The following is a 20,336-nucleotide window of genomic DNA, read 5'->3' as shown; positions in this document are numbered from 1 at the left end:
CAAATGAAGCTGTTTCGGTGTTGGACCAAGGTGCTTGCGGTGGGCTTGCTGGGCATGGCTGCCCAGGCGCAGGCGGTGAACTATGTGTTTCCCGGCACCCTGCCAGCAGCATGCAGTGGCTCTGGACCCACATACACCTGCAGTGCCTTGACGTTGGGCTACAACGACACCATCACCATCAATACGCCCCGGCCTGCCACGATCACCATCAATGGCAACTTTTCCACCGACAACGCCAAGATCAATGCAGCCGGGTCGACCGGCAATCTGACCATCGTGGTCAATGGAACCCTTACGACCGGCTACCAGGCAGAGGTGAATGCCAATGTCGCTGCGGGGGTTGTGAATGACAGTGGCGGCGAAGTGAAGTTTGGCGGGGATGTCACCGCCAACACGGGCAACATCCTGCTGGGCTTCAAGACCACGGTGGCGGGTACCGTGACGTCGGGTAGCGGTTCCATCACCATGGGTAACGAAGCGCAAATTGGCGGTTCTGTGACTAGCGCCAGTGGTGCCGTGTTGGTGAAGTACCGATCGGCGGTCACGGGATCGGTGTCGACCAATGGCACGGTCACGTTGGAAAACGAGACGACCGTGGGCGGTTCTGTGGTGGGTGGCGCGGGCGCCATCAACGTCCAGTTCAAGGCGGCGGTAACAGGGTCGGTGGTGAGTACGTCAGGTACCATTCTGATGGACAACCAAACAGTGGCGGGTGCCTGCGTGAAGTCGTCAGGCTCCGCCGCCATCACGCTCAACTACCAGGCCAACGTGAACAGCGTGTGCTGCGGCGCCACCTGTGGCAACAGTTGTGTCACCAACAGCAGCAGCTTTGCCATGCCGCCGGCCTGTACTTCGCAGATCATCGCGGAGTACCGCATGGACGAGGCCTCGTGGAATGGCACGGTGGGCGAGGTGAAAGACAGCAGTGGCAATGGTGCGCACGGCACGGCCAAAATCTCCAATGGCTCCACGCCTGTGGCCAGCACTGCGGGAGGCAGTCCGGCCTACATCAACGCCAGCCAGTCCACGTGTCGTTATGGCGAGTTCGATACCACCTCTGGCACCGTGCGTACTTACACCTACGTGGAACTGCCCTCCATGCCGGTGCTGACCAATGGGTTCAGTGTGACGGCCTGGATTCGCTCTACCGATGTGTCTGCTAGCGGCCAGCGTATCTTTGTGCGCGATGACAACCAGAATGGCTGGGCCATTAGTCTGGGAGATGGTGGCTCGGGCAGGTTGCGTTTCTTTAACCGCAGCACCGCCAACTCGGGTGCCGTGACCGGGGGGACCAACCCCAGTGCGGGTGCATTTGCTATTGATACGCCTGCTGTCATCAACGCCAACACCTGGTACTTTGTGGCGGCCACTGTGGATACGGTGAGCAAGACCATCACGGTCTATGTCTACAGCAATACCGGTACCCAACTGGCCAAAGCCAGCTCCTTGTATTCGGGCACATGGTCCGATGGCACGGGAATGGCCGCCATTGGTGGGGAAACTGCTGCCTCTGGAGAGGGGCAAACTGCAGCTTTTCACTTTCGGGGCAATGTGGATGAAGTGGCATTTTTTACCGGGGCCCAGACCCAAAGCCAGATTGAGACGCGGCTGACCCAGGTGCGCACCTGCACCGCATCACAAACCTGCATCGTGGACGACTTTGCCAGCGGCACCCTCAACAGCAGTCTCTGGAACCCGGTGACCATTGGCGGCGGCTATCTGCCACAAGTGGTGGATGTATCAGGTGAGAAGCGATTGCGTTTGACTACTTCAAGAGGAGGGCAGGCAAATCTTGTGCAACTCAAAAAATGGTTCCCTGGTGCAGGCAACAAAATCGTCGTGCAGTTTGACCATTATGTTTATGGCGGAAGCGGCGCTGATGGGGTTGGGGTCGTGTTCTCAGATGCCAGCGTGGCCCCAGCGCCTGGTGGCAACGGGGGATCTCTAGGGTATGCGCAGAAAGTAGCTACAAATGGTTTTTCGGGCGGCTGGTTGGGGGTGGGGATTGGGGAGCATGGCAACTTCCCAAGACCCACGGAGGGGCGGGTGGGCTATCCATCGGGATGGGTACCTCCGGCTGGTGCTGCCGTGGCTGCGGGGTTTTACCCTGACAGTGTGGGGGTGCGTGGCAGTGGTTCGGGTACCACGGGCTACTGGTTGTTGGCCAATAGCGGTGTGTTGTCACCAGAAATCTGGACCAGTTCAAATACTGCGGCTACCGTGCAAAAGTACCGCATCACAGTTGACAATACAAACAACGTCAATGCGTACGTGACGGTGCAGCGCGACACTACTGGGACAGGTGGCAGTTACACCACGGTGATACCTACATTCGATGCGCGCGGTACCAATAGCCTGCAGGCCCCAGTGCCAGCCAACTGGCTGGTGTCATTCACCGGGGGTACAGGGAGCTCCACCAACATCCACGAACTGGCCAATATCAGCATTTGTGCCACCTACGTGAACGATCCGGGTAGCTCATCGGATGCCAGTGCCTTTGACTGCCTGGAGACCGGAACGAACGCCACCTGGAGCCCCACCGCCCGCAAACCGCTGTACACCAAGCGGGCAGGTGTGAATTTCAGCATGGATATCGCGGCGCTCAAGGCCGATGGGACGCTGGAGAGCAATTACGTGGCTGCAGGTGGCAATACGAAGTATGTGCGGGTTGAGTTGTTCAATGATGCAGCTGTACCAGCACCTGCCTGCTCTGCCTACAGCGGGCCGGTAGCCAGCCAGACAGTGGCGTTTGCATCAGGTAATTTTTCAGGTTCTGCCGGGCGTGCGCTGTCGGGTAACTTCAACCTGGCCGCCACGTATTCCAAGCTGCGTTGTCGCGTCAGGGAGTGCACCGACAGCAGCTGTGGCAGCTTCACCGCAGTGGCTCCAGCCTGCTCGTCCGACCAGTTTTCGGTGCGGCCCAGTGCGGCCACCTTGGTGACCACTGCCAATGCGGTGGCGCCGTCCATCACGGCAACTCCAGCCATCCGTGCGGGCACCAACTTCACGCTGCGGGCAACGACCACCCCCACAACTTATGCGGGTAGCCTGGCCCTGGACATTGGCAAGCTCAGCGCCCAGACGACGACCCAAGCCAGTACCCAGGCCAGCGGTGGCGTGGTCGGCACCTTGTCTGCCGGTGCTCTTGTTGCCAACGCCGCGGCCGTGAATTCCACGTATTCGGAGGTGGGATACCTGTACCTCGCGGCGGGAGCCTACCGTGACGATGCCTTGACAGCTGTGGATGCGGCGCAGGGCGATTGCGTGACCGACACCACCAATGGCAACAACCTCTCCGACACGTTGAGTGGTGGCAAGTACGGGTGTGCAGTGGGCAATGCGGCGGCGGTATCGCTCGGGCGCTTTTATCCGGACCACTTCACCATCTCGTCACCTGCTGTAGCGCCTTTCTGCTCTGCTACGGCCACCACATTCACTTACTTTGGTCAGGATGGTTTTGGCACCAACTTCACCATGACTGCCCAAAATGCGGCCAATGGCACCACCCAAAACTACCGGGGCGTGTTTGCCAAGTTTGTGACCACGGGGTACGGCAACTATGGGTTCACAGGCTCCACCTTGCCTGCCGGGTCTGCCCTGCAGACCAGCGCTACCGCGCCCACCGGGACTTGGACGGACGGCGTAGCAGCCATCGTGGCGCGGCACCAGGTCAGCCGACCGACCAACCCCGCCGCGGACACCCTGCTGACGGTGAATGCCGCCCCCAGCGATGGCGAGGTACCCGCCAGTGCTGCCACTGCGGTGGGCACCAATGTGCGCCTGCGCTATGGCCGGCTGCGCATGCAAAACGCCTATGGCTCAGAGCTACTGGCGTTGCCAGTACCCTTGGAGGCGCAGTATTGGAATGGTAATTTTTATGTGGTCAATGCCGACGACAGCTGCACTACCCTGCCGATGAGCAGCATCGTGATGACCAATTTCACGGGCAGTCTGCAGGCCTGTGAGACACAAATTACCCCCACCGCGACTCAGACGCTTGCCAACGGTCGCATACCCGGCGGGCTGGTCTTGACCCGTCCGGGTACCAACAACTCAGGCAGTGTCGATTTGGCCATCAACGTCACCGCCACTTCCGCAGGAAATACCTGTGTTGGGCCTGCGTCCAGCGCTGCAACAGCTGCCAACCGCCCCTGGTTTGGGCCCAATGTGGGCAGCCGCGCCACCTTCGGCATTTATAGGAGCCCGCTGATCTATCTGCGGGAGAACTATTGAATGCCAACGAGAAAACCTCAATTCATGTGAAAAACTGCCTCCAAAGGCTGTCATGATTGCGCAACCAGCTATTAAAATGAGAGCAAGCCGCTCTGCCCGTCACCCAACATGATCGAAGCAACGCACGATTCCACACTGTTCGCTCCCGCCCGGAAGGCCCGCTAACCATGCGCTGGCCTTGGCAACGCAAGTCTTCGGGTGATCTGTTGGTCGTGTCGTGGGCCGATGAAGCGCTGGCTTACCTGCGCGCACGCCCCTCTGGCAAGGGGTATGAGGTCACTGCCACGGGCGTCGAACGCCAAGGGGCCGGCGGGCGCGATGAGCTGGTGCAACGCCTGCAGGCCTTGGGCCTCAAGGGCTTGCGCACCCATGTCATGTTGCGGCCCGAGCAATACCAGTTTTTGCAAATTGACGCGCCGGCCGTCCCCCCCGAGGAGCTGCGCTCTGCGGCCCGCTACCAGGTGCGTGAGTTGGTCGATTCGCACCTCGATGACATCACATTGGATGTGATGCGACTGGGAGATGGTCAAGAAAAAGGCCAAGCCCATTTGTTTGTGGTGGCCGCCAAAAATGCAGTGGTGCGCGACGTGATGGCGCTGGGGGATGCCTTGGCTTGGGATGTTAGTGTGATTGACGTTCAGGAAACCGCGCAACGCAACCTGCAAAGTCTGGTAAGCCAAGGCGAGGGTCGCCTCGAGCGTGCGACAGCGGCCCTGGTGTTGACAGATGGCAAGCAGGCTCTGTTGACGATCAGTGCCAATGAAGAACTCTTTTACACCCGCCGCCTGGAGCTGCCGGAGGGGTTTATGAATATGGCTTGGAGCCCGGGTGAAATGGCCGCGACCGCTGAAACCTACACGCCGGTCAGCGAGTACGTGCCCGACTACAGCGTGGGTGGTGTGGCATATGGCAACGATTACTCCGATGCGCGTGGCCTGGCGGCCGGCGCTGGTGTTGGCGGCGCTGCCCAGGCAGACCACGAACGCGCCCAGCGCCTGGTGGTTGAAGTACAGCGCTCGCTGGACCTGTGGGAGCGCTCCTGGACGCAATTGCCTTTGGCGGGTGTGCGCGTGTTTGCCGGGGGCCGTTCGCAGGAGCTGGCCGATTGGCTGGGGCGCGAAATAGGCCAAGCTGTTGGCGTGCTGGACCTAGCCGGATCCTGGAAAGATTTGCCACCTTCAGATAGTCCGGATGCAGCGTATTGCTGGCCTTTGGCCGGTGTGCTGTTGCGCACCGAAGTCCGCAAACTGTAAGCCTGACCATGCCGCAGCAAATCAATCTTTGTACCCCCCTACTGCTAGCGCCCAAGCGCTATTTTTCGGCGCAAACCATGGTTCAGGCGCTGGCAGTTTTTGTGGTGCTCGGAGGCGGTCTTTGTGCCGCATGGATTTGGAACCTGAATCGAAGCACGGCTGACATGGCCCAGCTTCGGGCGAGCCAGGCCACTGAGTTGGCAAGTCTCCAGTCTGCGCTCTTGGCCAATGCGGCCAGTGCGGCCCCGCTCAGCCCTGAGTTGCAAGCCCAGGTGCAGTCGCTGCGCAGCCAGGTGCAGGCGCAAGAGAAAGTATTGCTGGCTTTGCAAGAGGGGCGATTGGTCTTGGGCGCTGCACACTCGGATCGGCTGGCCTTGGTGTCACGCAGCATCCCCGGACCTGTGTGGCTTACCGGCGTGACCGCCGACGCGACACGCTTTGAGGTGACGGGTTTCACCCTGGAGCCCGCGGCACTGAATGAATGGGTCAACCGCTTGGCCTTCAGTCCCCTGATGCAGGGTCTTCGTTTGGCTACTGTCAAGGTACAGAGTGCGCGGCTGGCCAAGGCGACGGCAGAGGCCACTGAGACCCCAGCTGGGCGCGAAGCGTGGTCGTTCACGCTGGTGAGCGCTCAAGCCCCGGTCCCGGCGGTGCCTGAGGGAGGTGCGCCATGAAGCAGTGGTGGCTCCAGCAGAGTGCGCGCATTGACGCTCTGAGTTTGCGTGAGCGGGCGTTTGTATTTTTGTCCGTAATCGCCTGTTGCTTGGCACTGGCCGACGTCTTGTGGCTGTCGCCCGCCATGGGCGCCCACCAGCTGCAAACCCAGCAGTTCGCTGCCCAGAATGCAGAGCTGCAGCGCTTGCGCACCGAGCTCCAGAGTGCGCCCACCCCAGTGGATGTGAATCTTCCGTTGCGAACCGAAGTGGCGGCATTGCAGCAAAAACTGATGGAGCTGCAGAGTCAGGTGACCGCTGTTGCAGGAAGCGGCAGCCCGGCACTGGAGCCGGTATTGGCCGAGTTTTTGCGCCGCCGAGAGGGTCTGAGCCTGTTGTCCACTGCCACCTTGGCGAATGACGCTTCGGCCGGCAAAGACAGCACGGTGACCGGCGTCACCCGCCGTGGCGTCGAGCTCAAGGTTGCAGGTCCTTACGGCGAGTTGCTCAAGTACGTGAAGAGCCTCGAGCAGGCTTTACCCAACTTGCGCTGGGGTCCGATGCAATTGCGCAGCGAAAAACAGCCACCGGAATTGACCTTGCAAGTGTTTGTGCTGGAGGTGCAGCCATGACACCCATGCGCCGCATTGCACGCGCCTTGGCCTTTGCCGCGTGGGGCTGTCTCGCTGCCATGGCATTGCATGCCCAAGAGTTCAGGGACCCGACCACACCGCCTCCAGAGGCCAGCGCGCTCCCTGGGTCTGCTGCCGGTGCTGCACCTGCACCCGGCATGGCGGTGGTGGTGCGCGACGGTAAGCCCCATCTGGTGGTTGGCACGCGCCTGGTCCCGGTGGGCCAGAAAGTGGGCAACGCCAAACTCGAACGCATCACCGAAACCGAGGTGTGGTTGCGCGAAGGCAAACAGCTCAACAAGCTGCCCCGCTTCAGTGGCATCCAGCGCAGCGTGGCCAAGCCGGTTGTGCCGTGTGCGGCGCCGTCCGCCAAAGCCCGTACCCGATCCAAACCTGTCGTGACCCCCGCAGCTCCCTGCGAAGGAGTGCAACCGTGAAGTCCCGTCCCATGCAAGAAATGTTCGCTTCATCTCCTACCTCTGCGCGCCGGCCGGCATTGGCAGTCTGGTCCCTGTTAGGCGTGGGAGTGCTCAGTGGCTGTGCAGCACTGGACCGCCCGCTGCGCACACCCGATGTGAGTGCTGCGGTGCGCGCTGAATTGCCCGCGGCTGCACCGTCTGCAGTGGTTCCTGCCAAGGTGTCAGATGCTTTGGCCGAGCCTGCAGCTCCGCCTGTGGCATTGCCTCCGGAGCCACGCCTGGACCTGTTGGTGAACAACGCCCAGGCGCGCGAGGTGTTTTTGGCCATCGTTGCGGACACGCGTTACAGCATGTTGATGCACCCTGACGTGTCTGGCACGCTGTCCGTCACCCTGCGCGGCGTGACCGTGACCGAGGCGCTGGAGGCGATCCGCGATGTGTACGGGTACGACTTCAAGATCGACGGCCGCCGCATCACCGTGTATGCGCCTACCCTGCAAACGCGCGTTTTTACGGTCAATTACCCCACCTCGCTGCGCTCGGGCAGCAGTGAGCTCAGGGTGTCCTCTGGCGCAGGTTTGCAGAGCACGACCGCTGGCACATCCTCGACGTCTGCCAGTGGCACCGCAACCACCACCCAGCAGCCTGAGAACAGCCGGGTCTCCACCACCTCGCGTTCCGACTTCTGGGGCGAGTTGGCTGCATCGGTGCGCAGCCTGGTCGGTACCGGAGAAGGGCGCAATGTGGTGTCCAGCCCGCAAGCAGGCATTTTGGCGGTGCGTGCCATGCCCGAGGAATTGCGACAAGTCGACAAGTTTTTGAAAGCCACACAGGCCTCGGTGGAGCGTCAGGTCATGCTGGAAGCCAAGGTGGTGGAGGTGGAGTTGCGCGACGGCTACCAAAGCGGCGTCAACTGGGGCGCCATGGGCAGCGATGTAAATGGGCAAGCCGCAGTGGGCGTGCTGGGCAGCGGCGTGACCAGCACCAATGCCTTTGTGCAAGGCACCACCACCATCAACGGCGCGGTGGCCTTCCCTGCGGTGGCCAGTGGTGGTGGCCTGTTTGGTCTGGCTTTGGCAACTAGCCAGTTTGGCGCTGTGTTGGGTTTTCTGGAGACACAGGGTGATGTGCAAACTTTGTCCAGCCCACGCTTGGCCACACTGAACAACCAAAAAGCGGTGCTGAAGGTGGGCTCTGACGAGTTCTATGTGACGGGTGTGACGGGCGGTACATCCACCAGCAGCAGCTCCACCACGACCAGCAGCAACACCACGATGCCGACCGTGACGCTGACGCCGTTTTTCTCTGGTATCTCGCTCGATGTGACACCGCAGATTGACGATGGCGTGAACGTCACGCTGCATGTGCACCCTTCGCTCACCACCGTGACCGAAAAGACCAAACAGGTGGACCTGGGCAGTGTGGGCAACTACCGCTTGCCATTGGCATCGAGCAGCGTCAATGAGACGGACACCCTGGTACGCATCCAGGACGGCAACATCGTGGCCATCGGTGGCCTGATGCAGCTGGAGTCCAGCCGCAATGCCTCGGGTCTTCCCGGCACGACCGGCATGCCGGGGCTGGGAGCCCTGTTTGGCAATCGTGCCACCCAAGGCCGCAAAAAAGAGGTGATTGTCCTCATCAAGCCCACCATCATCCGCTCGGCCGCGGATTGGGAAGCCCAGGGCCGCCGCACCCGTGCGGCGCTGGACGATATGGATGCCGCGCGCGCACGGGTGATCCAGATCGACGGCAACCAAGTCAAGTGATGTACCTGGGGCACTTTGCGCTGCGGGAGGCCCCGTTTTCCATCACGCCGGACACGGACTTTTTTTTCGCGCACGAGGGGGCCCAAGCCTCGCTCAACATGTTGTTGGTGGCCTTGCGCAGCGGTGAGGGTTTTCTCAAGGTGGTGGGGGAGTTGGGCTGCGGCAAAACCGTGTTGTGCCGCCAGTTGCTCAAGACCTTGCAGGGCGAGTGTGTCACCGCCTACATTCCCAACCCGGACATGGGCCCAGACGATTTGCTGGTGGCCCTGTGCGGCGAGTTGGGGCTGCCCGTGCAGCTGCCCGTGCAACGCCACCAACTGATGGCCGCGCTGGCCCAGTGCCTGCTGGAGCATGCCAAGCAAGGGCGTAGGGTGGTGGTGTGCATCGACGAAGCGCAGGCCATTCCTGTGCGGACGGTGGAGAGCTTGCGGCTGTTGTCAAACCTCGAAACTGAAAAACGCAAGCTCTTGCAGCTGGTGCTGCTGGGCCAGCCGGACCTGGATGACAAGCTGGCGCGACCTGAAATCCGCCAGCTGCTGCAGCGCATTACCTTTAGCGAATACTTGGGGCCCATGCAATCCGGGCGGGTGCGTGGCTATCTGATTCACCGCTTGCAACGGGCCGCCTTGGGTGAAGCGACCGACACGGATGTGTTCACCCCGGCTGCGGCACGCGCCATTGCCCAAGCCAGTGGTGGTGTACCGCGTCTGATCAATATTTTGGCGCACAAATGCCTCATGCTGGCCTACGGAGAAGACCAGCACCGGGTGAGTGTGGCCCACGTGCGCCTGGCCGCACGGGACACGCCGGGTGTCCAGATTCGTCCGCCCTGGTGGCGGCGCTTGTTGCCTGTGACCCGTGCGCGGCGCATGCGCAGCACCCAAGGAGAATGGGAATGAGCGTCATCAACAAAATGCTGCGCGACCTGGACCAACGCCAGTCGCCAGCCCACGGAGCGGCGGACCCGCTGCGTCGCAACACCGCAAGCATCCCGGCTATACCCCCGGTGCGCCGGCCTTCGCCTGCCTTGCGCTGGGCCACGGCATTGTTGCCCGTGGCTGCCTTGGTGGCGGGAGGGTTCGCATGGTGGAGCTTTCAACACCCCAAGCCAGACGCTCTCCCGCCAGTGCCAACTGCGATCGCGACTGAATCCGCGTCCCTGCCCGTGCCCGTCGCCATTGCAGCGTCGGCTCCAGAGCCTGCGCCCGTGCAAGCACCTGCAGTGCTAGCTGCCCCAGCCGAAGTGGCTGTGCAGGCACCAGCACCGGCTGTATCTGCGTCCGGCCCCCCTCGCTTGGGGCTTCGCATGGAGTCCTCCCTTTCCAGCTCCTCCAGCCCGTCGGCATCGCCTGCGGTTCGGTCCGCCGCGCCAGCTGTGGCGGCCGCACCGGTGGCGGCAGTGTCTCCTGCCGTCAGTGCCAGCGCTGCTCCGTCAGTGCCAGCAATGGTGGCCCAGGCACCACTCAAAACTTCGACGTCTGCCATCGAACCCGTGCAGCCTGGTGCACGCCAGCAGCAGGCCGGGCGGGAGGCGCTGGCCCAGGCGCAAGCCATGTGGGCCAGTGGCGCTCGCGACAGTGCCATCAGCACTTTGCAAGAAGCGGTAGCCACTGCGGAGCGAAGCGCTAACAATGCGACCTTGGTGCCTATGGTGCGTGAGCTGGCACGCATGGAGCTGGCCGAGGGACGGTCTGCAGCAGTCTGGGAGCTGCTCACCCGCATGGAGCCCCTGCTGGCAAACCAGCCTGAGCTGTGGGCTTTGCGGGCCAACGCTGCGCAGCGCCTGGGCCGTCACCAGGACAGTGTGCTGGCGTACACCACCGCACTGCAATCACGCCCCAGTGAACAGCGCTGGCTACTTGGCGCGGCGGTGTCATTGGCTGCGTTGGGCCAAACCGCAGCGGCTGCCGAGATGGCGGACAAGGCCCGCGCCGTGGGGCCGGTGAGCCGAGAGGTACTGGCATACTTGCGCCAACAGGGAGTTCCATTGACCGATCGACCGTGAGGTTTGAGATGCACGTTTGCCTGTCTGCCAAGGCCCGGTTCCTGACCTTCTGTGGCCTTGTGCTTGTTGCGGGACTGACAGCGCAAGCCCAAACCGCCAGCGTTGACCTAGTTACTGGTGACTACCCGCCGTTCACCAGCGAAGAGGCGCCCGCCATGGGGGTGATGTCTGAAGTGGTGATGGCGGCCTTCAAGGATCAGGGTGTGTCCGCCCAAGTGCGGTTCATGCCTTGGCAGCGCGGGTACATGGAGACCCGCAACGGCCTGCACACCGGTACTTTCCCCTACGTCAGAAACGATGAACGGCAGCGTGATTTTTTGTTTTCCCAGCCGCTGTACCCTGATGTCGTGCGGATCTTTGTGTCTGCCGATGCCGACCCTGCCATGGCCTGGGCGGGCAAGTCCATCTGTGTGCCGCAGGGCTACAACATCGCACGCGTCGCCCCCTTCATAGAGAGCCAGCAGGCCCGCATGGAGCGCCCACCCGACATGCTGAACTGCTTCCAGATGTTGCAGCGTGGCCGCGTACAGGCCGTCTGGAGCAGTGAGATGGTGGCCGAGTTTGTGACCCGGGATTTGCGCCGGGATGGATTGCGTTTCAAGTCTCTGACTCTGGGGCTGGAGTACCCGGTAGAGCTGTATCTGTGTTGGCGCGCGATCAAATTTCCCCAGTATTCATGAGTACCCAAAATTACTAGGGTGATTAACCTCCCTTCTTTTTTAAGAGGACGAAGGAGATGATCACCGATTGGCCGGCGGGGGCGGGCCCCGCCGGCCCCCGACCCGCGACCCCAGGCCCGGGGGAAGCGGCGCCGCCGGCCGCACGCCCGCGCCCCGGGGGGGCGGGCCGCGCCCCCGGCCGGGCACCCGGAGGGCCGCGGTCAGAGCGCCGGCGCCGCCCGGCCCCCCCCCCCCACCAGCCCCGCGCGACGGGGCACGACCCCCACAGGCAACGGGCAAGCCGCGCACCCCGAGCCCACCCCCCCGCCGCGGAGGGCGGGGAGAAGAACGGCGGACATCGGCGGAGGCGGACGCAGCCGGAGGTCGCCCCCACCGCCGCGCCGGGCCCCCCACGGGAGCACACCACCGGACCCAGCAGCAGCCCATCCCATGGCCCTGCGATGGGACGCGGGCGGCAGCACCCAGCGGACGCGAGCCGACCCGACCCGCGGCGCGAGGCGGGGACCCGGACCACCTCGCCACGCCTTCCACCACGCCTTTCGCAGCAAACACCACGACGCAGCACACACCCACATCCCACCTGCCCTCGCCGCCCCCTTTGCACTCCGCACCGCTCCGTCGGGCTCTCCCAGGGGGCGATCGGGCAGCAGGACTGGCGGCCGTCCCAGGCCGGTCTGACGTGCTGGTGGCCGTGGAACTGGTCCTGGAGTCGGGCAACCCACCCGAGCATGTTAAAACGTGCTAACCGGCTAGTCAGCCGCCCCCAATCCGAGAGACCCACTGAGGTAAAAGGCCCATTCTATCTGGCGGTTGACCCTTGCGTGCGGTGATCTCGTAAGTCCCACAGAGCAGCTTGCGCCTCGATGCCAGCGCCTTACCTGTCGCCAGGCTTCCGCTCCCGCCTGCTGTGAGCCTTCTGTATGCCCCCCGCCTCGGTCCATCCGCTACCATTCACATCCAGTCCCGTCACCTACTCGTTTATTCTCATTCCAGGTGGCCAGTCTCAAACTCCAACCTTTCTTCCAGCTCCACCGTGCTTCATCACCCCCACACACCTGCAACAGCATTGGCGTGCGGGGTTACCCAGCACAGCAAGCGGTGCGGTTTACTCCACAGTGATCTGTAAACCTCTGAGCAAAGGCTCGGCAGGCAGCAAGCTGCCTTTCACTATGCGCAGGACTTGTGATTCTGGATAGTTGGCTACCTCCATTTACCGGCTGAGTGCCTTGCTGTTTCACCTACTGTCCAGCTGACGAGCACACCAGCGTCATATCACCACCAACCTACGTTCGCGGAATGGGCCAGCGTGTTTGGCGACGCGAAAATACTACGGCACTGTTGGACCGGCTACGCACCATTCCACATTGTGGAGACTGGAAACGAGTCAACCGATTCCGCCACAGCACGCAACTCCAAATCCAGGATCAAGGCAAGGGAACAAACCAAGCGGCCCAAAGCCACTGAAAAAGGGAGCCATTCTGAGACGTTCTCAGCGTGGAAATCCGCTCGGGCTCGCCCTGCGCGGCTTCCCACGCTGTTTTAATGAACAGAAAGTTCATCCAACTACCGTTGGAAAACTTATCCACAGGTCAGTCGTTCAAACTGCTCATCCCTAGTATTCGTTCATCGCGCACTCTAATTATGCGCGCCACACTTATCTGATCATCTCGCGCCAGTTGCCCTTGGCGCAGCAGTGGATGGATCGGTTCAACGCAGGCTTCTCCAACATCCAGAAAAGCGGCACCTACGCCAAAATCCTGGCACGCCACAAAATACAAGTCAAATAGGCTATTTGCGCCGTATTTGCAGCGCAAGCAGCTATCAATTGCATAGCAATTTGATGGCCTTGTTGGTTGTGTCCTATGGGCTATTGCGCAACACCCGCCGGTACTGCATGGCCTCGGCAACATGCGCCAGCGCAGTGGTTTTTGCACCTGCCAGGTCGGCGATGGTGCGGGCGATCTTCAGGGTGCGGTGGGTGCTGCGGGCAGACCAGCCCAGTTGCGCAGCCGCTGCCTGCAAGAATTTGGCTGCTGCCGGGTCGAGCTGGGTGTGGGCGTCGATGGCCTGTCCACTCAATGCCTGGTTGGGGACGCCTTGACGAGCTACGGCCCGCTCACGTGCCGCACTGCAGCGGGCGCGGATACTGTCGGTGGCTTCGCCCTGCGGGCTGTCGAGCAGTTCGTGCGCTGGCAGAGCAGGGACTTCAATATGCAGGTCAATGCGGTCCATCAACGGCCCACTGAGCTTGGCCTGGTAACGGTGCACTTGGTCGGGGGTACAGCGGCAGCTGTGGCTGGGCGAACCCTGGTAGCCGCAGGGGCAGGGATTCATGGCCGCAATGAGCTGAAAACGCGCCGGGAAATCGGCGCGCCGCGCAGCCCTGGCAATGGTGATGCTGCCGGTTTCCAAAGGTTCACGCAGGGCTTCCAGTGCGGCTCTTGGAAACTCGGGTAGCTCGTCCAAAAAAAGGACCCCATGGTGGGCCAGTGAAATTTCTCCGGGGCGCGGCGGTGAGCCTCCCCCGACCAAGGCCACGGCGCTGGCCGTGTGGTGCGGGCTGCTGGTAGGGCGCTGGCCCCAACGTTCCAAGGAAAAGCGGCCACACAGGCTGCCGATGGCGGCACTTTGCAGGGCCTCGTCGGTGTTCATGTCGGGTAATAGTCCGGCAAACCGCTGCGCCAACATGGACTTGCCCGAGCCCGGTGGGCCGACCAACAACAGGGAGTGCCCGCCAGCCGCAGCAATTTCCAGCGCGCGTTTGGCGCCAGCCTGCCCCTTGACGTCGGCCATGTCGGGGCCACGCAGCTGCAAGCCGGGTGGCGCACCTTGCACGCGCACCCAACCTTCAGGGTCTTCCGGCGTGGCGGGGGCATCTCCCGTGGGGGGCGGGGCAAAGTGGCGCACCACATCGAGCAGGTGGCGCGCACGCACCACATGGGAGTCCGGCACCAGCGCTGCCTCTTCCGCATTGTCAGGCGGCAGCACCAAACGGGTGCTGACCTGGGCGGTTCGCAAGGCCAGCGCCATGGCCAGCGCGCCGCGTACCGGACGCAAGGCGCCGGACAGGGACAGTTCGCCCGCAAACTCGTACTGGGCCAGGGCTGCGCCGTCAATCTGGCCGCTGGCTGCCAGTATGCCCAAGGCAATGGGCAAATCCAGCCGGCCGGAGTCCTTGGGCAGGTCGGCGGGGGCGAGGTTGACGGTGATGCGTTTGTTGTGGGGGAACTCCAGGCCGCTGTTTTGGATCGCGCAGCGCACGCGTTCGCGGGCTTCTTTCACTTCCACGTCTGCCAAGCCAACCAAGCTGAAGCTCGGCAGGCCATTGGCCAAGTGCACCTCGACGGTGACTTGCACCGCTTCCAATCCCAACAGGGCACGCCCCTGCACCAAAGACAAGCTCATGGACCCTTACCCCCAAAACGGTGCGCTGCATCGCAGTGCATGTTCAACCTTTGCACCAATGGCGTGCATGCTGTATTTATATACAGCCATGTTACTCCAGTTGACGCCGCTTGGGCCGTGGCCTCGCGAAATTGAGGGTTTTTTAACTTGGCATGCCTTCTGCTTTATGGGGTGTATCTCCAGACCATGGAGAGGCAGACCAGCCAGACCCGGTGTCTGTATTCAACTGTTATCAAGCTGAGGTGAACACATGAAACTCGTAACGGCCATCATTAAACCGTTCAAGCTCGATGAGGTGCGAGAAGCCTTGTCTGGCATTGGTGTGCAAGGTATTACCGTGACCGAGGTCAAGGGCTTTGGTCGTCAAAAAGGCCACACCGAGCTGTACCGCGGTGCAGAGTACGTGGTGGACTTTTTGCCCAAGGTGAAGATTGAAGCGGCGATCGACGACGCTTTGGTGGACCGCGTGATCGAAGCCATCGAAGGTGCCGCCCGCACCGGCAAGATCGGCGACGGCAAGATTTTTGTCTACAACCTGGAACAGGTTGTGCGCATTCGTACCGGCGAAACCGGCAAAGAAGCGCTGTAACCAGAAAGAGAGCTCGAACATGAAAAAATTGCTTGCTTCCCTGGCCTTGGGCCTGAGCCTGCTGGGTGCCGGAACGTTTGCCTTGGCACAAGACGCCAAACCTGCCGAAGCCCCTGCTGCTGCAGCGCCCGCCGCCGCTGCTCCTGCTGAAGCTGCAGCCCCCGCTGCCGCCCCGGCACCTGCCGCCGCAGAGGCTGCGCCTGCTGCCCCCGCCGCTGCTCCTGCACCGGTCCCCAACAAGGGCGACACCGCCTGGATGACCACTGCCACCGCTCTGGTGATCTTCATGACACTGCCCGGCTTGGCATTGTTCTACGGCGGCTTGGTGCGCAGCAAGAACATGCTGTCCGTGCTGATGCAGGTGTTTGTGGTGAGCGCGCTCATCTACATCTTGTGGGCTGTCTATGGCTACACCTTGGCCTTCGGTGGCGACGGCGCATTCATTGGCACACTCGACAAGCTGTTCCTCAAGGGCGTGACCACGGAATCCGTGGCTGCGACTTTCAGCAAAGGTGTGGTGATTCCTGAGCTGACATTCATCGCCTTCCAAGCCACGTTTGCCGCCATCACCTGCGCACTGATCGTTGGTGCTTTCGCTGAGCGTATCAAGTTCTCCGCCGTGCTGGCTTTCAGCGTGTTGTGGTTCACTTTCAGCTATCTGCCCATGGCCCACATGGTCTGGTACTGGGCCGGCCCTGACGCGATCTCTGACGCTGCTTCGCTGGAAAAAGTGGTGGGTGCTGCAGGTTACCTGTGGGCCAAGGGTGCGCTGGACTTCGCTGGCGGTACCGTGGTGCACATCAACGCAGCCGTTGCCGGTTTGGTCGGTGCCTACGTGGTCGGCAAGCGTATTGGTTACGGCAAGGAAGCCATGGCTCCTCACAGCCTGACTTTGACCATGGTTGGCGCTGCCATGCTGTGGTTTGGCTGGTTCGGCTTCAACGCTGGCTCCAACCTGGAAGCCAACGGCCTGACCGCTTTGGCCTTCATCAACACCCTGCTGGCCACTGCTGCTGCCACCTTGGCCTGGATCACCGGTGAAGCCCTGACCCGTGGCAAGGCCTCCATGCTGGGTGCCGCTTCCGGTGCTGTGGCTGGTCTGGTTGCCATCACGCCCGCTTGCGGTTTTGTGGGCCCCATGGGTGCCATCATCATCGGCCTGATCGGCGGCTTTGCCTGCCTGTGGGGTGTGAACGGTCTGAAGCGCCTGCTGGGTGCCGATGACTCTCTGGACGTGTTCGGTGTGCACGGTGTGGGCGGTATCGTCGGTGCCATTTTGACCGGCGTGTTCGCTTCGCCTTCTTTGGGTGGTACTGGCGTGTACGACTACGTGACCAACGCTGTGGCCGAAGGCTACTCGATTGGCACCCAAGTCTGGATCCAGACCCAAGGCGTGTTGCTGACCATCGTCTGGTCGGCCGTGGTGTCCTTCATCGCCTTCAAGCTGGTGGACCTGGTGATTGGTCTGCGCGTCAGCGAAGAAGACGAACGCGAAGGTCTGGATATTTCCAGCCATGGCGAGACTGCCTACAACCGCTAATCCCCAGGATTCGGTTACGAACTAGTTTCAATTCTTCTTGAGACGCTCAGCCCGGTCGGACTTTGGTCCCACCGGGCCTTTTTTTCGCCGGACCGCAGTGCACAATCCCGCCATGACTTCCACACTCACCTTGCGCCACGGCGATTTGCTGTGCGACATCAAACCCGAATTGGGCGGCAGCATTGCCGGCCTGTGGCTGGGCTCCGACCCGGTGCTGAGCTCCCTGCCCGGTGCGCAAATGCAGACCGTGCGCCAGTCGGGTAGCTACCCGCTGGTTCCCTTCTCCAACCGCATTGGCCAGGCCCAGCTGCAGTGGGCGGGCACCAGCCATCCGCTGGTCCGCAACTTTGACCCCGAGCCGCATGCCATCCACGGCGTGGGCTGGCAGCGGCCGTGGGCGGTGCTGGAGTCGTCCGACACCTTTGCGCTGCTGGGCTTCGAGCACCGGGCCGATGCGGCCTGGCCTTTTGATTTCGATTGCTCGCAGGCCTTCAAGCTGGAGGCCGGGGCGCTGGAGATGTCGCTCTCCATCACCAACCAGTCGCCCGTGGCCGCACCGGTCGGGCTGGGCTGGCATCCGTTTTTCCCCAAACGTCCGGGTACTGAGGTGCAGTTTGCGGCCACCGGCCGCTGGGAAATGGGCAGCGACAAGCTGCCCACCCACCGCGTGGCACACCCAGGCTTGCAGCAAAGCGTGGAGTCGCTCACCGTCGACCATTGTTTTGATGGCTGGGGCGGGGTACTGACCTTGCAGGACGCCGTGTTGCGTGTGCGCGTCTCGTCCGCGCTGAGCCGCCTGGTGGTCTACACGCATCCCGAGCGCGACAACATTGCCGTGGAACCTGTGAGCCATGTGAACAATGCGCTCAACCTCATGGCCCAGACCGGCGCGCGTGCCGATGATCTTGGTGTGGTCATCCTGCAGGCGGGCCAGACCTACTCCTGCGAGATGCGTATTGATGTGGAGCGTGCGGCATGAGCTGGCAAGCCCTGAGCCCCGACCTGTTTGAACTGGGCGAATCCCCCTTCTGGCACCCCCAGGAGCAGCAGCTCTACTGGGTGGACATCCCGGGCAAAGCCCTGTTGCGCGCCAATGTCTACATGGGTACGGTGCAGCGCTGGGACATGCCCAGCGAGCCCGGCTGCATTGCGCCAGCTGCAAAGGGCGGGTTGGTGATTGCGCTGCGCCATGGCGTGTTCCGGGTGCGCGAGTGGGGCGGGGCGCTGGAGCCCATCGCCACCTTGCCGTATGACACAGCCACCGTGCGCGCCAATGATGGCAAATGCGACGCGCTGGGCCGCTTCTGGGTCGGCACCATCGACGAGCCCAAGGCCGGCCGCGTGGCGGCACTGTTTTCCATCGACTGCCGCCGTGGCCCACCCGAGGTGGTGCAGCACGCGGGCGGCGCCCTCACCGGCAACGGCCTGGCCTGGAGCCCGGACAACCAAACTATCTATTGGTCCGACACACCCAACCATGTGGTCTACGCCTGGGACTACGACCTGGAAACCAACACCCTGGACGCGCAGCGCACCTACCAGCAATGCGCGCCCAAGCCCGCGGGCTGGACCTTTGAGACTACTACCTACGCCGGTCGCCCCGACGGTGCTGCGGTGGACGTGGAAGGTAACTACTACGCCGCTATGTTCGAAGGCCGACGCATCTGCAAGTTCGCGCCGGATGGCACGCTGTTGGCCGAGATCCCTGTGCCCGCCCAGTGCCCCACCATGCCCTGCTTTGGCGGCGAAGACCTGAAGACCCTCTACGTCACCACCGCGCGCCATGGCCGCAGCGCGGCCGAGCTGGAGGCCATGCCGCTCTCTGGCGCGGTGTTCTCCATGCGGGTGGACGTGCCGGGCTTGCCGGTCAACTTCTTCGTGGACTAGCCCCCACGCTCCGCCGCTGCGCGGGTTGCCGCCAATTTTTTGGTGGCCCGGGCGCCAAAAAATTCACGCCTCGCCCGCCGGTGGCGCCGTACCATCGGCGCCATGCACGTTGCCCCTTCAATCCAAACATTGCTGGACCAGGTCCGCACCGCCATGGCTGAGCGCACCCCGCTGCAGATCCGTGGCGGCGGCAGTAAAGACTTTGTGGGCACTATCCAGCCCGCGCAACTGCTCGACACACGGAGCCACTCTGGAATCCTGGACTATGCGCCCAGTGAGCTGGTGGTCACCGTGGCGGCAGGGACGCCGCTAGCCGAGTTGGAGGCTGCTTTGGCTGAGAAGGGCCAGTGCCTGCCCTTTGAACCGCCCCATTTCATGTGGTCTGCAGCGGCAGGCGCCCCTGCCATTGCCACGGTCGGAGGTATGGTGGCCACCGGCCTGGCCGGCCCGGCCCGGGCCACGGTGGGCAGCGTGCGCGACTACGTGCTGGGCCTGCAATTGATCAACGGCCAGGGCGAACACCTCACCTTTGGCGGCCAGGTCATGAAGAACGTGGCGGGTTACGACGTCTCGCGCCTCATGGCCGGCGCCATGGGCACGCTGGGCGTCATCACCCAAGTCTCCCTCAAGGTTTTGCCCATGGCCCCCGCAGAGGCCACGCTGGTGTTTGCGGTGGACCAGGCAAATGCGCTGGAGCATCTGCACCGCTGGGGTGGGCAGCCCCTGCCGCTCAACGCCAGCTGCTGGGTGCATGACGACACCGCACCCGGCGGCGGGCGCGACCTGCTGTTTGTGCGCCTGCGCGGTGCCGTGGCCGCAGTGGAAGCCGCTTGCCAGAAGATGCTGGCCGAGCTGCCGGGCGAGCCCATGGACAACGCCCAAGCCGGCCCCGACTGGGCCCTGTGCCGCGACCAGCGCCTGCCTTTCTTTGCCGACGCACGCGCCCCCGAGCTGGCGCTGTGGCGCCTGTCGGTGGCGCCCACCGCGCCGGTGCTGGACCTGCCCTGGGCCCAAATGGTGGAGTGGCAGGGCGGGCTGCGTTGGCTTTGGGCGCCGCAGCAGGCCGGTGCCCAGCTGCAGGCCGCAGCCCGTGCAGCGGGTGGAAATGCTATTGTTTTCGTAGCTGCTCGCGCAGATTCTACGAGGGCTGGATGCCAATTTGACACTAAAAATGCGGCGCGGGATGCCATCACCCGCCGCCTCAAGGCCGCCTTTGACCCTCTGGGCCTGTTCAACCCCGGCCGCCTCTGCGCCGACCTCTGAGCCCGCGC

15 protein-coding genes are annotated in these 20,336 nt (G+C 62.8%); 14 read left to right on the top strand and 1 reads right to left on the bottom strand.

Features of this window, described 5'->3' with window-relative positions:
* Positions 1-3: 3 nt before the first annotated feature.
* From U5O12_RS20775 to U5O12_RS20735, 9 genes are all read left to right on the top strand, one after another.
* A complete protein-coding gene (locus tag U5O12_RS20775; RefSeq protein ID WP_322580465.1) occupies positions 4-4,233 on the top strand; it encodes a DUF6701 domain-containing protein in 4,230 nt (1,409 codons plus the stop codon).
* Between the two features lie 167 nt (positions 4,234-4,400).
* A complete protein-coding gene (locus U5O12_RS20770; RefSeq protein WP_322580464.1) occupies positions 4,401-5,486 on the top strand; it encodes a hypothetical protein in 1,086 nt (361 codons plus the stop codon).
* A gap of 164 nt (positions 5,487-5,650) precedes the next feature.
* A complete protein-coding gene (locus tag U5O12_RS20765; protein WP_322580463.1) occupies positions 5,651-6,160 on the top strand; it encodes a PilN domain-containing protein in 510 nt (169 codons plus the stop codon).
* Positions 6,157-6,771, top strand: a complete 615-nt coding sequence (locus tag U5O12_RS20760) for a hypothetical protein (protein WP_322580462.1) — start codon at positions 6,157-6,159, stop codon at positions 6,769-6,771. The genes U5O12_RS20765 and U5O12_RS20760 overlap by 4 nt, the downstream gene beginning before the upstream one ends.
* Positions 6,768-7,208, top strand: coding sequence for a hypothetical protein (locus U5O12_RS20755; protein ID WP_322580461.1), 441 nt, complete (start codon positions 6,768-6,770; stop codon positions 7,206-7,208). Before U5O12_RS20760 ends, U5O12_RS20755 begins: the two co-directional genes overlap by 4 nt.
* Positions 7,205-8,959 (top strand): secretin N-terminal domain-containing protein, encoded by a 1,755-nt coding sequence (locus U5O12_RS20750; RefSeq protein WP_322580460.1) that lies wholly within the window; start codon positions 7,205-7,207, stop codon positions 8,957-8,959. Before U5O12_RS20755 ends, U5O12_RS20750 begins: the two co-directional genes overlap by 4 nt.
* A complete protein-coding gene (locus U5O12_RS20745) occupies positions 8,959-9,858 on the top strand; it encodes an ExeA family protein (RefSeq protein WP_322580459.1) in 900 nt (299 codons plus the stop codon). The genes U5O12_RS20750 and U5O12_RS20745 overlap by 1 nt, the downstream gene beginning before the upstream one ends.
* On the top strand, positions 9,855-10,964 hold the full coding sequence (locus tag U5O12_RS20740) for a hypothetical protein (RefSeq protein WP_322580458.1): 1,110 nt from the start codon (positions 9,855-9,857) through the stop codon (positions 10,962-10,964). The genes U5O12_RS20745 and U5O12_RS20740 overlap by 4 nt, the downstream gene beginning before the upstream one ends.
* Before the next feature lie 8 nt (positions 10,965-10,972).
* Entirely contained in the window at positions 10,973-11,644 is a 672-nt protein-coding gene (locus tag U5O12_RS20735) for a transporter substrate-binding domain-containing protein (RefSeq protein ID WP_322580457.1), read from the top strand.
* Positions 11,645-13,504: 1,860 nt separating this feature from the next.
* On the opposite strand, the gene U5O12_RS20730 is transcribed toward U5O12_RS20735, so the two are convergent.
* Positions 13,505-15,049: a YifB family Mg chelatase-like AAA ATPase gene (locus tag U5O12_RS20730; protein WP_322580456.1), complete on the bottom strand. Its 1,545-nt coding sequence runs from the start codon at positions 15,047-15,049 to the stop codon at positions 13,505-13,507.
* 250 nt (positions 15,050-15,299) lie between these two features.
* Here U5O12_RS20730 and glnK point away from each other — a divergent pair, with 250 nt between their 5' ends.
* The 5 genes from glnK (at position 15,300) to glcE (ending at position 20,328) form a co-directional block, all read left to right on the top strand.
* Positions 15,300-15,638 (top strand): P-II family nitrogen regulator, encoded by a 339-nt coding sequence (glnK, locus tag U5O12_RS20725; RefSeq protein WP_094476942.1) that lies wholly within the window; start codon positions 15,300-15,302, stop codon positions 15,636-15,638.
* Between the two features lie 19 nt (positions 15,639-15,657).
* Positions 15,658-17,178, top strand: coding sequence for an ammonium transporter (locus tag U5O12_RS20720; protein ID WP_322580455.1), 1,521 nt, complete (start codon positions 15,658-15,660; stop codon positions 17,176-17,178).
* 112 nt (positions 17,179-17,290) lie between these two features.
* On the top strand, positions 17,291-18,157 hold the full coding sequence (locus U5O12_RS20715) for an aldose 1-epimerase (RefSeq protein ID WP_322580454.1): 867 nt from the start codon (positions 17,291-17,293) through the stop codon (positions 18,155-18,157).
* Positions 18,154-19,065 (top strand): SMP-30/gluconolactonase/LRE family protein, encoded by a 912-nt coding sequence (locus tag U5O12_RS20710; protein ID WP_322580453.1) that lies wholly within the window; start codon positions 18,154-18,156, stop codon positions 19,063-19,065. The genes U5O12_RS20715 and U5O12_RS20710 overlap by 4 nt, the downstream gene beginning before the upstream one ends.
* A gap of 102 nt (positions 19,066-19,167) precedes the next feature.
* On the top strand, positions 19,168-20,328 hold the full coding sequence (gene glcE / locus U5O12_RS20705; protein ID WP_322580452.1) for a glycolate oxidase subunit GlcE: 1,161 nt from the start codon (positions 19,168-19,170) through the stop codon (positions 20,326-20,328).
* The last annotated feature ends 8 nt before the right edge of the window (positions 20,329-20,336 follow it).

This window comes from Rhodoferax sp., assembly GCF_034519335.1.
In the GTDB taxonomy this organism is placed as follows: domain Bacteria; phylum Pseudomonadota; class Gammaproteobacteria; order Burkholderiales; family Burkholderiaceae_C; genus Allorhodoferax.
Note: the sequence above shows the minus strand (reverse complement) of the source record. Positions and strands in the feature narration are given on the sequence as shown.

Excerpts from the sequence above, each read along its gene's own strand:
- U5O12_RS20775 (WP_322580465.1), top strand. The coding sequence starts at position 4 with ATGAAGCTGTTTCGGTGTTGGACCAAGGTGCTTGCGGTGGGCTTGCTG.
- U5O12_RS20770 (WP_322580464.1), top strand. The coding sequence starts at position 4,401 with ATGCGCTGGCCTTGGCAACGCAAGTCTTCGGGTGATCTGTTGGTCGTG.
- U5O12_RS20765 (WP_322580463.1), top strand. The coding sequence starts at position 5,651 with ATGGCCCAGCTTCGGGCGAGCCAGGCCACTGAGTTGGCAAGTCTCCAG.
- U5O12_RS20760 (WP_322580462.1), top strand. The coding sequence starts at position 6,157 with ATGAAGCAGTGGTGGCTCCAGCAGAGTGCGCGCATTGACGCTCTGAGT.
- U5O12_RS20755 (WP_322580461.1), top strand. The coding sequence starts at position 6,768 with ATGACACCCATGCGCCGCATTGCACGCGCCTTGGCCTTTGCCGCGTGG.
- U5O12_RS20745 (WP_322580459.1), top strand. The coding sequence starts at position 8,959 with ATGTACCTGGGGCACTTTGCGCTGCGGGAGGCCCCGTTTTCCATCACG.
- U5O12_RS20740 (WP_322580458.1), top strand. The coding sequence starts at position 9,855 with ATGAGCGTCATCAACAAAATGCTGCGCGACCTGGACCAACGCCAGTCG.
- U5O12_RS20735 (WP_322580457.1), top strand. The coding sequence starts at position 10,973 with ATGCACGTTTGCCTGTCTGCCAAGGCCCGGTTCCTGACCTTCTGTGGC.
- U5O12_RS20730 (WP_322580456.1), bottom strand. The coding sequence starts at position 15,049 with ATGAGCTTGTCTTTGGTGCAGGGGCGTGCCCTGTTGGGATTGGAAGCG.
- glnK (WP_094476942.1), top strand. The coding sequence starts at position 15,300 with ATGAAACTCGTAACGGCCATCATTAAACCGTTCAAGCTCGATGAGGTG.
- U5O12_RS20720 (WP_322580455.1), top strand. The coding sequence starts at position 15,658 with ATGAAAAAATTGCTTGCTTCCCTGGCCTTGGGCCTGAGCCTGCTGGGT.
- U5O12_RS20715 (WP_322580454.1), top strand. The coding sequence starts at position 17,291 with ATGACTTCCACACTCACCTTGCGCCACGGCGATTTGCTGTGCGACATC.
- U5O12_RS20710 (WP_322580453.1), top strand. The coding sequence starts at position 18,154 with ATGAGCTGGCAAGCCCTGAGCCCCGACCTGTTTGAACTGGGCGAATCC.
- glcE (WP_322580452.1), top strand. The coding sequence starts at position 19,168 with ATGCACGTTGCCCCTTCAATCCAAACATTGCTGGACCAGGTCCGCACC.